This window comes from Pseudomonas sp. 10C3 (genome assembly GCF_036346185.1).
Taxonomy (GTDB): Bacteria; Pseudomonadota; Gammaproteobacteria; order Pseudomonadales; family Pseudomonadaceae; genus Aquipseudomonas.
In genome coordinates, this window is sequence record NZ_JASJVE010000020.1 from 1 (window position 1) to 12,826 (window position 12,826).

The 12,826-nt window shown below is 58.4% G+C and carries 10 protein-coding genes and 1 pseudogene; 9 read left to right on the forward strand and 2 right to left on the reverse strand.

Annotation, left to right across the window (positions count from 1 at the left end; genetic code table 11):
- The 8 genes and pseudogenes from QN399_RS19375 to QN399_RS19410 all read left to right on the forward strand — a co-directional run.
- Positions 1-279: pseudogene (locus QN399_RS19375) on the forward strand (hypothetical protein); the annotation flags it as partial.
- A 486-nt stretch (positions 280-765) separates the two neighbouring features.
- Positions 766-1,152 (forward strand): hypothetical protein, encoded by a 387-nt coding sequence (locus QN399_RS19380; RefSeq protein ID WP_322215164.1) that lies wholly within the window; start codon positions 766-768, stop codon positions 1,150-1,152.
- A 335-nt stretch (positions 1,153-1,487) separates the two neighbouring features.
- Entirely contained in the window at positions 1,488-1,871 is a 384-nt protein-coding gene (gcvH, locus tag QN399_RS19385; RefSeq protein ID WP_322178045.1) for a glycine cleavage system protein GcvH, read from the forward strand.
- Positions 1,872-1,880: 9 nt separating this feature from the next.
- Positions 1,881-4,745 (forward strand): aminomethyl-transferring glycine dehydrogenase, encoded by a 2,865-nt coding sequence (gene gcvP, locus QN399_RS19390; protein WP_322178044.1) that lies wholly within the window; start codon positions 1,881-1,883, stop codon positions 4,743-4,745.
- Positions 4,746-4,924: 179 nt separating this feature from the next.
- Positions 4,925-6,301 (forward strand): L-serine ammonia-lyase, encoded by a 1,377-nt coding sequence (locus tag QN399_RS19395; protein WP_322215166.1) that lies wholly within the window; start codon positions 4,925-4,927, stop codon positions 6,299-6,301.
- A 72-nt stretch (positions 6,302-6,373) separates the two neighbouring features.
- Positions 6,374-7,498 carry a glycine cleavage system aminomethyltransferase GcvT gene (gene gcvT, locus QN399_RS19400; RefSeq protein ID WP_330201441.1) on the forward strand — a complete coding sequence of 375 codons (1,125 nt, stop codon included), beginning with the start codon at positions 6,374-6,376 and terminating at the stop codon, positions 7,496-7,498.
- Positions 7,499-7,905: 407 nt separating this feature from the next.
- Positions 7,906-8,118, forward strand: a complete 213-nt coding sequence (locus tag QN399_RS19405; RefSeq protein ID WP_322178041.1) for a cold-shock protein — start codon at positions 7,906-7,908, stop codon at positions 8,116-8,118.
- 97 nt (positions 8,119-8,215) lie between these two features.
- Positions 8,216-8,704 carry an RDD family protein gene (locus tag QN399_RS19410; RefSeq protein WP_323566301.1) on the forward strand — a complete coding sequence of 163 codons (489 nt, stop codon included), beginning with the start codon at positions 8,216-8,218 and terminating at the stop codon, positions 8,702-8,704.
- A gap of 93 nt (positions 8,705-8,797) precedes the next feature.
- On the opposite strand, the gene lptG is transcribed toward QN399_RS19410, so the two are convergent.
- Together lptG and lptF are read right to left on the reverse strand one after the other, a co-directional pair.
- Positions 8,798-9,859 carry an LPS export ABC transporter permease LptG gene (gene lptG / locus QN399_RS19415; protein WP_322178039.1) on the reverse strand — a complete coding sequence of 354 codons (1,062 nt, stop codon included), beginning with the start codon at positions 9,857-9,859 and terminating at the stop codon, positions 8,798-8,800.
- Positions 9,852-10,973, reverse strand: a complete 1,122-nt coding sequence (gene lptF / locus QN399_RS19420) for an LPS export ABC transporter permease LptF (protein ID WP_322178038.1) — start codon at positions 10,971-10,973, stop codon at positions 9,852-9,854. Before lptF ends, lptG begins: the two co-directional genes overlap by 8 nt.
- 339 nt (positions 10,974-11,312) lie before the next feature.
- On the opposite strand from lptF, the gene QN399_RS19425 reads away from it, so the two are divergent.
- The gene (locus QN399_RS19425) at positions 11,313-12,803 is read left to right on the forward strand and encodes a leucyl aminopeptidase (protein ID WP_322178037.1); all 1,491 of its coding nucleotides are present in this window, start codon (positions 11,313-11,315) and stop codon (positions 12,801-12,803) included.
- Positions 12,804-12,826: the final 23 nt, after the last annotated feature.

A 12,826-nucleotide genomic window follows, 5' to 3' on the forward strand; every position in this document is an offset into this window, starting at 1 on the left:
GCGTTGGCGGACCTTAGCCCGGAAGAGGCCGATTTCATGGCCCGCCACCGTGACGAAATCGAATCCTTCCTCACGCACGGCGCCACCGCGATCGGCATTGGCGAGTCGATTTTCGCCAAGCACCTGGCCGATGTGAAATTTCTGCTGCAGGAGATAGAGGCCTTGCATACGCGCACCTTTGAGCAACATGGACACCTGCGCTCAGCGGAGTTCTTTGCCGACCGCAAGCGCCTGTTTACCCAACTCGATACCCAACTTACCTCGCTGACCAAAAAATAGCATCGGCTTACCCGACCACCCGAAGCTGAAAACTGCTCTGGGTATTTCCAGTCGCAGCCTGGTGCATCGTGCGGGGCGAGCGGGCGGATTCGGCCAGAATCCCGGCTACGCCACCCGCATAGGCGCCGTGGCCAAGGCTTCCCAGTACGTCAAAACGGTGGCTGGATCGGCACCGCCGTCGGCGGTGGCGCCTCGTACATGAAAGTTCAAGACGTGTGCACAGCTGGCAATGCCGAGGCTTGCGAAAAAGTGAAATACACCGAAGGCGGAGGTTTTATCGGCGGGGTTACAGGGGGTGCTGCCGTTGGTGCGTATTTAGGCGCTGCTGGGACTGGCGCTATCTGTGTTGCTCTCGGGGGTGCCCACTGCTTGGGTAGGAACGCTTGTATGCGGCATTGTGGTAGTCGGAGGTGGTTCTTTGGCAGCTGGGCTTGCCCTCGGCAAGATTGGTGAAAAGACAGGTGAAATTATTTACGAGGTCACTCAATGAGCGTGAGTACCGCTGACAAAGTTTTCCTCTGTGTCAGCTTAAGTGGCTTTGCAGGTGTGTTCGTTTTCCTTGGTATTGCGCTACATCTCGCCTACACCAAAATGGATATGATGCTGGACCACTTGAAGAACTGTCCCGCCGTTATGATCAGAGCCCCCTTTAAGAATGGCGGCCCTGCGGGAAGGTTGTTTGTACTGGGTGCAATAATGGGACTAATGACCGTCCCTCGTCTCTATCTCCGCGATGGAGGGGCTAGCGCTGAGGATTTAAAGAGCTTCCCTGCCGACCTTAAACGTAAATTGATTGTATTGCACTGGGGCGGCTGCGTGCCTCTATTGGTATTGTTTGGAATGGTTGCAGTAGTCGAATTTGGTCTTGTGTAACCCATCGGGTACACGGCGTACCAGACAGGCCACCTTCGCAGACAAGTCAGTTCCTTGAGCTGCGAACGGCCATCAACCTGTACCGAAAACGCTACAACGGAACGGTTTCGCTACAGCTTCCGGACACCCCCCGTGTGCAAGACTTTGATCCTGTAAGCCTTTTTTATCGCGCTCCAACCGTAACGATTTCGCTACAGCACCTATCCCCTCGCCATCACAAAATATATATAAGTCATTGATATATATCGACTAAATAATATTGGCCGCAAACTTGCTATGGTCTTTCCTCATTACGCTCATGCGCGCCGTGAGCCTTTGCCCCTTGAGGAGTTTTTATGAGCGAGTTGCGATTCACCGTCGACCACGAATGGCTGCGTACCGAAGCGGATGGCAGCGTCACCGTCGGCATTACGCCCTACGCGCAAGAGTCGCTGGGTGATGTGGTGTACGTGCAACTTCCTGAATTGCAGACTTACACACAACACGCTGAAGCCTCGGTGGTTGAGTCTGTGAAGGCTGCCAGCAGTATCAACATGCCGCTCACCGGCGAAGTGGTCGAAGTCAACGCAGCGCTCGAAGCGACGCCTGAACTGGTCAACGAAGACGCACTGGGCGCCGGCTGGTTCTTCCGCTTCATCCCTGAAGACGCCAGCGCCATCGACAGTTTGCTCGATCAGGACGCTTACGACCGCCTGATCAAAGCCAGCGCTGAAGCCTGAGGAGCCAACATGACTGACCGTATCGAATTGAGCACCGCCAACGAGTTTATTGCGCGCCACATCGGCCCACGTCAGGCGGATGAAAAAGCCATGCTCGCGACCCTGGGTTTCGACTCCCTGGAAGCGCTGAGCGCCAGCGTCATCCCGGACAGCATCAAGAACACCAGTGTTCTGGACCTGTCCGCCGGGCAAAGCGAAGCTGATGCCCTGGCGTCGATCAAAGCCATCGCCAGCAAAAACCAACTGTTCAAAACCTACATCGGCCAGGGCTATTACAACTGCCACACCCCGGCACCGATTTTGCGCAACCTGTTGGAAAACCCGGCTTGGTACACCGCTTACACCCCCTATCAGCCGGAGATTTCCCAAGGTCGACTGGAATCGCTGCTGAATTTCCAGACTTTGATCAGCGACCTTACCGGCCTGCCCATCGCCAACGCCTCGTTGCTCGATGAAGCCACCGCCGCCGCCGAGGCCATGACGTTCTGCAAACGCTTGAGCAAGAACAAAAGCAGCCACCTGTTCTTCGCCTCCAGCCATTGCCACCCGCAGACCCTTGATGTACTGCGCACCCGTGCCGAACCGCTGGGCATCACTGTCGTCGTTGCAGACGAAAACGAGCTGAGCGATGTCAGCGAGTATTTCGGTGCCCTGCTGCAGTACCCGGCGAGCAACGGTGACCTGTTCGATTACCGCGAACTGGTCGAACGTTTCCACGCCGTTCATGCCCTGGTCGCCGTGGCTGCCGACTTGCTGGCCCTGACCTTGCTGACCCCTCCGGGTGAGTTCGGCGCAGACGTGGCCATCGGCAGTGCGCAACGCTTTGGCGTGCCATTGGGCTTTGGTGGGCCACACGCGGCCTACTTCTCGACACGCGATGCGTTCAAACGCGATATGCCAGGCCGTCTGGTCGGTGTTTCCATCGACCGTCATGGCAAGCCAGCCTACCGCTTGGCGATGCAGACCCGCGAACAACATATCCGTCGCGAAAAGGCCACCAGCAACATCTGCACCGCGCAGGTTCTGTTGGCCAACATTGCCAGCATGTATGCGGTCTATCACGGGCCACGCGGCCTGACACAAATCGCCAAGCGTACGCACCAGCTGACCGCGATCTTCGCCGAGGGCTTGAAGCAGTTGGGCTTGAACGTTGATCAGGCGTTCTTTTTTGACAGCCTGACCCTGAACACCGGGGCCGACACCGCTGCGCTGCACGTCAAAGCCCGCGCCCAACAGATTAACCTGCGTGAAATCGATGCTCAGCGCCTTGGTCTGTCGTTCGACGAAACCATCCAACAGGCCGACGTCGAAACCCTGTGGCAGCTGTTCGCCACTAACGGGCAAAGCCTGCCGGACTTCAATGCGTTGGCCAGCAGCGTAGAATCACGCCTGCCTGCCGCGTTGCTACGCCAGTCAGCGATCCTCAGCCATCCAGTGTTTAACCGTTACCACTCCGAAACCGAGCTGATGCGTTACCTGCGTCGTTTGGCCGACAAGGACCTGGCACTGGACCGCACCATGATTCCGCTGGGCTCATGCACCATGAAGCTCAATGCCGCCAGCGAAATGATCCCGATCACCTGGGCCGAGTTTGGCAATCTGCACCCCTTCGCACCCGCCGAGCAAAGCCTGGGCTACCAGCAACTGACCGACGAACTGGAAGCGATGCTCTGCGCCGCGACCGGTTACGATGCCATCTCGCTGCAACCTAACGCCGGTTCCCAGGGCGAATACGCTGGCCTGCTGGCTATCCGTGCTTACCACCAGAGCCGTGGCGATGATCGTCGCGACATCTGCCTGATCCCGTCGTCGGCCCACGGCACCAACCCCGCGACCGCCAACATGGCCGGTATGCGCGTGATCGTGACTGCCTGTGATGCACGCGGCAACGTCGACATCGAAGACCTGCGCGCCAAGGCCATTGAGCACCGCGAACACCTCGCCGCACTGATGATTACCTACCCATCGACGCATGGTGTATTCGAAGAAGGCATCCGCGAGATCTGCGGGATCGTCCATGATAACGGCGGCCAGGTGTACATCGACGGCGCCAACATGAACGCCATGGTCGGCCTCTGTGCACCGGGCAAGTTCGGCGGCGATGTCTCGCACCTGAACCTGCACAAAACCTTCTGCATTCCCCACGGCGGTGGCGGCCCGGGCGTTGGCCCGATCGGCGTCAAATCGCACCTGACCCCGTTCTTGCCGGGCCACGGGACGATGGAGCGCAAAACAGGCGCTGTCAGCGCAGCGCCGTTTGGCAGCGCGAGCATTCTGCCGATCACTTGGATGTACATCCGCATGATGGGTGGCGAAGGCCTCAAGCGCGCGTCGCAACTGGCGATCCTCAACGCCAACTACATTTCCCGTCGATTGGAAGAGCACTACCCCGTGCTGTACACCGGCAGCAACGGGCTTGTCGCCCACGAATGCATCCTCGATCTGCGTCCGCTTAAAGACAGCAGCGGTATCAGCGTCGATGACGTTGCCAAGCGGTTGATCGATTTCGGCTTCCACGCGCCGACCATGTCGTTCCCGGTTGCTGGCACCCTGATGATTGAGCCGACTGAAAGCGAATCCAGGGAAGAACTGGACCGTTTCTGCGAAGCCATGATCCGCATCCGCGAAGAGATCCGCGCAGTAGAAAGCGGGACGCTGGACAAGGACGACAACCCGTTGAAGAACGCGCCGCACACCGCCGCTGAAATCGTCGGTGAATGGTGCCATCCGTACAGCCGAGAACAAGCGGTGTACCCGGTAGCCTCGTTGATCGAGAACAAATACTGGCCGCCGGTGGGTCGCGTCGACAACGTGTTTGGCGACCGTAATCTGGTCTGCGCATGCCCGTCCATCGAGAGCTATCAAGACGCCTGATCGAGATGGGGCTACTGTGCAAAGTAGCCCCATCCTTGATACGACGCATGACCCGGTAGGCGCGGGCTTGCCCGCGATTACGGCGTATCGGAGACACCACGCCAGTCCGATCGCGAGCAAGCTCGCTCCTACAATTAAACGCGACCTCCCTGTCTATAATAAAAAACCGGAGTGCAACCATGTCGCTGAGCGTGTTCGACCTGTTCAAGATTGGTATCGGCCCCTCCAGTTCGCATACCGTGGGCCCGATGCGGGCGGCTGCCCGGTTCGCCGAAGGTCTGCGCCGCGACGATTTGCTGACGACAACGGCCTGCGTCAAGGTCGAGCTGTATGGCTCACTGGGCGCTACCGGCAAGGGCCATGGCAGCGACAAGGCCGTGCTGCTGGGCCTGGAAGGCGAACACCCTGACACCGTCGATACCGAAACCATCTCTGCGCGTCTGCAACAGATTCGCAGCAGTCAGCGCCTGAACCTGCTCGGTGAACACAGCATCGAGTTCGTCGAAAAACAACACTTGGCGATGATCCGAAAACCCTTGGCGTTCCATCCAAACGGCATGATTTTCCGTGCCTTTGATGCCGCCGGTTTGCAGACTCGTAGCCGCGAATATTATTCCGTCGGTGGCGGCTTTGTTGTCGATGAAGACGCCGCCGGCGCTGACAGGATCGTAGAAGACAGCACTCCTCTGACCTATCCGTTCAAAAGCGCCAAGGATTTGCTGGGCCATTGCACGGCGCATGGCCTGTCTATCAGCCAGGTGATGTTGGCCAACGAAGCCGCCTGGCGCCCGGAAGCGGAAACCCGCAAAGGCCTGCTGAACATCTGGCAGGTCATGCAGGATTGCGTGAAAGCGGGGTGCCGCAATGAAGGGATTTTGCCGGGCGGGTTGAAGGTCAAACGCCGGGCTGCAGCGCTACACCGTCAGCTGTGCAACAACCCGGAGGCGGCGCTGCGTGATGCACTGTCAGTGCTCGATTGGGTCAACCTGTACGCCCTGGCGGTCAACGAAGAGAACGCCAACGGTGGCCGGGTCGTCACCGCCCCCACTAACGGTGCAGCGGGGATTGTCCCGGCGGTGCTGCATTACTACATGCGCTTTATCTCCGGCGCCAATGAAGACGGGGTTGTGCGCTTTCTGCTCACGGCGGCGGCGATTGGCATTCTTTACAAAGAAAACGCCTCGATCTCTGGCGCCGAAGTGGGCTGTCAGGGCGAAGTCGGCGTGGCCTGCTCAATGGCGGCCGGAGCGTTGTGCGAAGTGTTGGGCGGCAATGTTCAGCAGGTAGAAAATGCCGCCGAAATCGGCATGGAACACAACCTGGGCCTGACGTGCGACCCGATTGGCGGCTTGGTGCAGGTGCCCTGCATCGAGCGCAACGCGATGGGTTCGGTGAAAGCGATCAATGCCGTGCGCATGGCGTTGCGCGGCGATGGTCAGCACTTCGTCTCCCTCGACAAAGTGATTCGCACCATGCGCCAGACCGGTGCCGACATGAAAAGTAAATACAAGGAAACCGCCCGAGGCGGGTTGGCCGTGAACATTATCGAGTGCTGAAACAGCCTCATGAAATCGACTGCTTTCGCCCTCCCTACAAAGCGAAAGCCGGAAAACTCCAAGGAGCCATGAATGTCCACCGAACAGCTGTTAACTACCCCGCTGCACGCTTTACACCGCGAACTGGGGGCCAGAATGGTGCCGTTTGCCGGCTACGACATGCCCGTTCAATACCCCGCTGGCGTGCTTAAGGAACACCAGCACACCCGCGCGCATGCCGGCTTGTTCGATGTATCGCACATGGGCCAGATTCGCCTGACCGGCGCCAACGCCGCCAAAGCGCTGGAAACCCTGGTGCCGGTCGACATCATCGACCTGCCCGTGGGCATGCAGCGCTACGCGATGTTCACCAATGAAAGCGGTGGCATTCTCGATGACCTGATGGTCGCCAACATCGGCAACGACGAGCTGATTCTGGTGGTCAACGCCGCCTGTAAAAACCAGGACCTTGCGCACTTGCAACAGCACCTGACCGGGCGGTGCGACATCCAGCCCCTGTTCGAAGAACGCGCCCTGCTGGCCCTGCAAGGTCCGGAGGCAGTGACCGTCCTTGCACGTCTGGCTCCGGAAGTGGCGAACATGACGTTCATGCAGTTTGCCAAAGCGACGTTGCTCGGTGCCGACTGCTACGTCAGCCGCTCCGGCTACACCGGTGAAGACGGTTTTGAAATCTCGGTCCCCACCGATCAAGCCGACGCATTGGCCCGCCGTTTGTTGGCCGAACCAGAGGTCGCCCCCATCGGTCTCGGTGCCCGCGACTCTCTGCGTCTGGAAGCAGGCCTGTGCCTGTATGGCCACGACATGAACACCGAGACCACACCGGTTGAGGCCAACCTGTTATGGGCGATCTCCAAGGTTCGACGCGCCGACGGCGCACGTGCCGGTGGCTTCCCCGGCGCGGAGCAGATCTTTGCTCAGCAGCAAGCCGGTGTGAGCCGCAAACGTGTCGGCTTGCTGCCGCAGGAACGTACGCCGGTCCGTGAAGGCGCAGAAATCGTCGATGCCAACGACAAACCCATTGGTACAGTCAGCAGCGGTGGGTTCGGTCCAACTCTGGGTGGACCGCTGGTCATGGCTTACCTCGACAGCGCTTACACCGCGCTGGACAGTGAAGTCTGGGCCATCGTGCGGGGTAAGAAAGTGCTGATGCGGGTCAGCAAAATGCCATTCGTGGCGCAGCGTTACTACCGTGGTTAACAGGCGAGGTTAAAGGCGGCCGCCCGTAAACTGGACACCCAAAAACAGGGCAACTGGCCGTCATGCAATCGCAATGTATACCGCTGTAAAGTGCGCTGTTAGTCCACGGCGCACTTTGCATAGAGCCAGGCACACGGGTAAAAAACCATCGATCTTGCCTGACGGGCACACCGTTCAAAAAAGCTGGAGAGTGCCGGAAACCTGCGCCTGAGCAGGGCTTGTTTTTTCTGCCATGGTTGGCGTAGAGTTTCTTAACTGTGTTTGCATGGGTCGCTTGAACCGTGACCTGGGCAGTAGCTCTAAGTATTGCTACATCCCGCTCGACGTTTCTTACTACCTGCAGCCAGTCCAGTACTCTTTCAGGCGAAAGAGACTGTCATCAATTCAAGTTCCAGGGAAATAAGAAAATGTCGAATCGTCAGAGCGGTACCGTCAAGTGGTTTAACGACGAAAAGGGTTTTGGTTTTATCACGCCAGAGAGCGGTCCGGATCTGTTCGTCCATTTCCGCGCTATTCAGGGCAGCGGCTTCAAGAGCCTGAAAGAAGGTCAGAAGGTGACCTTCATTGCGGTGCAGGGCCAAAAAGGCTTGCAGGCGGATGAAGTTCAAGCCGAAGCTTAAATAGCGATCAGTAAAAAAGCCCCTGATGCTGACATCAGGGGCTTTTTTATGGCTGGGATTCCGTAAAATGGGTTCTTTTTGCAAACGAGAGCCCGCCATGTCGAAACACCTGCTCCGCCCACAAGGCGAATTTCCCGTTGCAGGCTTGGGCCGCCGCCTTGCGGCGATGTTCTATGACGCCCTGCTGTGCATCGCACTGCTGATGGTCACCACCTTCGTTTATAAGCTGATCCTGATGGCCTTTATCGGTGAGGCTCAATTACGCGCGATGTCCGAGTCCGGGGCGCTGGACAGCGACCCGCTGCTTTCAACGATTCTGGTGTTTGTGCTGTTCGGTTTCTTCGCCAAGTTCTGGACCCATTCAGGCCAGACCCTCGGGATGCAGGTGTGGGGCATTCGTGTGCAGAACGCCGACGGCACTGCCATCAGCCTGTGGCAGGCACTGTTGCGTTTCGTGGTCGCTATCGGTTCGTGGCTATGTGTGGGACTGGGCTTTTTCTGGGTATTGTTCGATAAGCAGAAACGCAGCTGGCATGACATATATTCCGACAGCCAGCTGGTGCAGGTACCCAAGCAGAAAAAATAGTGGCTCTGGATGAACTGCTTACGCGCAACGCGCATGCCTGGCGCACCCTGTAAAAAAGCCGACTCGACGTCGGCTTTTTTGTCTGTCTTTTTTCTAGCCCGCCCGGCGTAGCAGCCAGACCCCAGCCACGGCACAGATCCCGGAAGGCACCAGCACCGCGAACAGCGGCGAAAATCCGAACACCAGACTAGACGGCCCAAGCAGGTCCTGGGCAATGCGGAAGGTGAAGCCGACCAGCACCCCGGTGAACACCCGTTGACCCAGGGTCACCGAGCGCAACGGGCCGAAGATGAACGAGATCGCCATCAACACCAGCGCCATTGTGACCAGCGGCTGCAGGACTTTGGTCCAGAACGCCAACCAGTAACGGCCATTGTTCAAGCCCTGATCCGCAAGATAATGTGCGTAACTCCACAAGCCAGTGATCGACAGCGAGTCCGGCGGCAAGACCAGCGTGCTGAGCAATAGTGGGCTGAGGGACGCGTCCCAACGATCATTCGGGCTTTTGACGACTTCGGTGCTGTCAGCATGGAAAAGCGTCGTGGTCACGTCTTCCAGCATCCATGAATCATTCTCGAACTTCGCCTTCTTCGAGAAGCTTGCGGACTGCATGTGCCGCTGATCGTCGAAACGATAGCGAGTCACGCCGTACAGCACCCCATCGGGTTGTACGGTATTGATATGAATGAACTCTTCGCCCTGACGGTGCCACACCCCGTACCTGCCGCTTTGCGATTCGTCGCTGCCTTGGGCCAGGGCTCGGTTGGACTGAGCCAGGTCCTCAGCGGGCGGTGCGACATATTCGCCCACCAGCAAGCCAGCGACCATCAGTACCAGCATCGGCTTCATTACCGCCCAGACGATACGCCCGATGGACACACCCGCTGCGCGCATGATGGTCAGTTCACTGCTGCTGGCCAGACTGCCAAGGCCAACCAGACAACCGATCAGTGCAGCCATCGGCAACATGTCGTAGACACGTCGCGGCGCAGTCAGCAATACGAAGGAAGTAATATCGGCCAAGGTGTAGGTGTTGCTGATGTCTTTTATTTCATCAATGAAAGCAAACAGCGAAGCCAGCCCCAAAATGACCCCGAGCACGCCAAGGATCGCGACTAGAACACTCTTGCCAATATAGCGGTCGATTTTAACCACGGGCCACCTCCTGCGCCGTGCGGCGGCTCGCCATTTTCAACCGCAGAGGTTCCCAGTACAGCAATAACAGGCCAATGCCCAGAAACAACGCATGCACCCACCACAGGCCCAGAACCATTGGGATTTTGCCCCGCTCCAGCGCACCGCGAGCGGCAATCAAAATGGTCAGGTACGCCATGTACAGAAGGATCGCCGGAAGCAGCTTGAGGAAACGCCCTTGACGCGGGTTGGCCTTGGCCAGCGGCACCGCCATCAATGTCACGATAAACACAAGGACCGGCAGGGCGAGCCGCCACTGCAACTCAGCCTTGTAGCGAGGGTTGTCGCTGCCGAACAAATCACGGGTCGGAATCGACTCGCGGTCGGTAATTTCCTCGCTGATCGCGGGTTTTGGCAACAGGGCGCCATAGGTATCGTATTTGATGGCGCGGTAGTTGGCCTCACCGGGGTTGCCGTCATAACGGTAACCATTCTCCAGAATCAGGTAGCGACTACCATCAGCCCTGACCTCCTGATGCCCCTTCTCGGCGACCAGAACGGAGATCCCTTGATCCTTGGCCCCATTCTGGGTCGGGCGTTTCTCGGAGATGAATACCCCACCCAGACGAGCGCGGTCGTCTGAAAGCGTTTCTGTGTAAGTAATCCGCGAACCGTCGCGCAGCTCCTGGAAGCGGCCAGGTACCAGCGTATCGAACTCAGTCAATGCGTCTTGTTGATTGACGATCATAGAAACCTGCGCTGCGCCTTGCGGCGCCAACCCCAGGCTCAGCCAGGTGACCAGCAGCGCAACCACGGTCGCTGGCGCCATGGTGATCCACAGCAAACGCTGCTGGCTCATGCCGGTGGCGGCCAGGACAGTCATCTCGCTTTCCAGATAAAGCCGACCGTATGCCAGCAGAATGCCCAGAAACAAGGCCAGCGGCAGGATCAGTTGCAAGAAGCCAGGCAGACGAAAGCCGATGATCAAGAACAGCACACCGGGGTCAAGGGCTCCCGATGCGGCTTGAGCCAGGTATTTGATGAAGCGTCCGCTCATGATGATTACCAACAACACGGCGCTGACCGCGCTCAAGGTAACCAGCACTTCTCGGGACAGATAACGAAAGACAATCAAACCAGACACTCCAGGGTTGTCAGGCGCAGGCGGCCAAACAAAGAAAGCGAATCAGCCACAGTGGTAACCGGCTCGCAGAAGCGACCCGCCTAAAAAATATGCGGCATTATCCTGTGATTGAGGGTCCCTGTCACTGCGCCTTCTCTATAGAAGGTTGATACGCTCGATACGACAACGTCAGGACTGCATGTAAACGTATCGCGCGAAGGGTTGTCAGGGTCCGTGCGTCAGGGTCAAACTGCGGGCCTTGTAGCAGGCGCCACAGATTCGAGATACCTCTCTGTGGCCGCGCATGTCACTTATTCTACGAAAACTCACAGTTTATTCGGGGACCCCGACATGGAATTTGTTGTAAAGAGCGTTAGTCCAGAAACTTTGAAAACCGCTACGCTGGTGGTCGCCGTCACTGAAGACCGCACCCTCAGCGACGCAGCAACAAAGCTCGATACCCTCAGCGGCGGCGCGATTACTGCGGCGCTCAAACGTGGCGACCTGCCTGGTAAAGTCGGCCAAAGCCTGTTGCTGCACACTCTGCCCAACCTCAAAGCCGAACGCGTGCTGTTGGTCGGCGTGGGCAAAGAAACTGAATTGTCTGATCGTCAGTTCCGCAAAGTCGTCACCGGCGCGCTAAACGTGCTTAAAGGCCTGGGCGGCAGCGATGCGGTCATTGCCCTCGGCGATCTTGCGGTCAAGAGTCGCGACACCTACGGCAAAGTGCGCCTGCTGGTAGAGACCCTGGCTGATGGCGAATATGTGTTCGACCGTTTCAAAAGCCAGAAAGCCGAGCCCCGCGCCCTGAAAAAAATCACCTTGCTGACCAGCAAGGCAGCACTGGCTGACACCGAGCGTGCCGCAACTCACGCCGCCGCCATCGCCACAGGCATGGCCTTTACCCGCGACCTGGGCAATCTGCCGCCCAACGTCTGCCACCCAAGCTACCTGGCCGAAGAAGCGAAAGCGTTGGGCAAGGAACACAAGCATCTCAAAGTCGACATCCTCGACGAGAAGAAGCTCAAGGAACTGGGCATGGGCGCTTTCCTGGCCGTGGCTCAGGGCAGCGAACAACCGCCCCGCCTGATCGTGATGAATTATCAGGGCGGCAAGAAGAGCGACCAGCCGCATGTTCTGGTCGGCAAGGGCGTCACCTTCGACACCGGCGGCATCAGCATCAAGCCTGCCGCAGGCATGGACGAAATGAAGTACGACATGTGCGGTGCCGCCAGTGTGTTCGGCACCCTGCGCGCCGTGCTTGAGCTGAAACTGCCAATCAATCTGGTGTGCCTGCTGGCTTGCGCCGAGAACATGCCAGGCGGCAACGCCACTCGTCCTGGCGATATTGTCAGCACCATGAGCGGTCAGACCGTCGAGATCCTCAACACCGACGCCGAAGGCCGTCTGGTGCTGTGCGACACCCTGACCTACGCCGAACGCTTCAACCCACAAGCTGTGATCGATATCGCCACCCTGACCGGCGCCTGCATCGTCGCATTGGGCGGCCACACCTCCGGGCTGATGGGCAACAACGATGCGCTGATCGGACAACTGCTCGACGCTGGCAAGAAGGCCGACGACCGCGCATGGCAATTGCCATTGTTCGAGGAGTACCAAGAGCAACTTGACAGCCCGTTCGCCGACATTGCTAACATTGGCGGCCCTAAAGGCGGCTCGATCACCGCAGGCTGTTTCCTGTCACGCTTTGCCAAAGCCTATAACTGGGCCCACTTGGACATCGCGGGCACTGCATGGCTGAGCGGCGGTAAAGAAAAAGGCGCCACTGGCCGCCCGGTTCCGCTGCTGACTCAATACCTGCTCGACCGCGCTGGCGTATAAAACGCTTAAGGGCGTATCGGCCG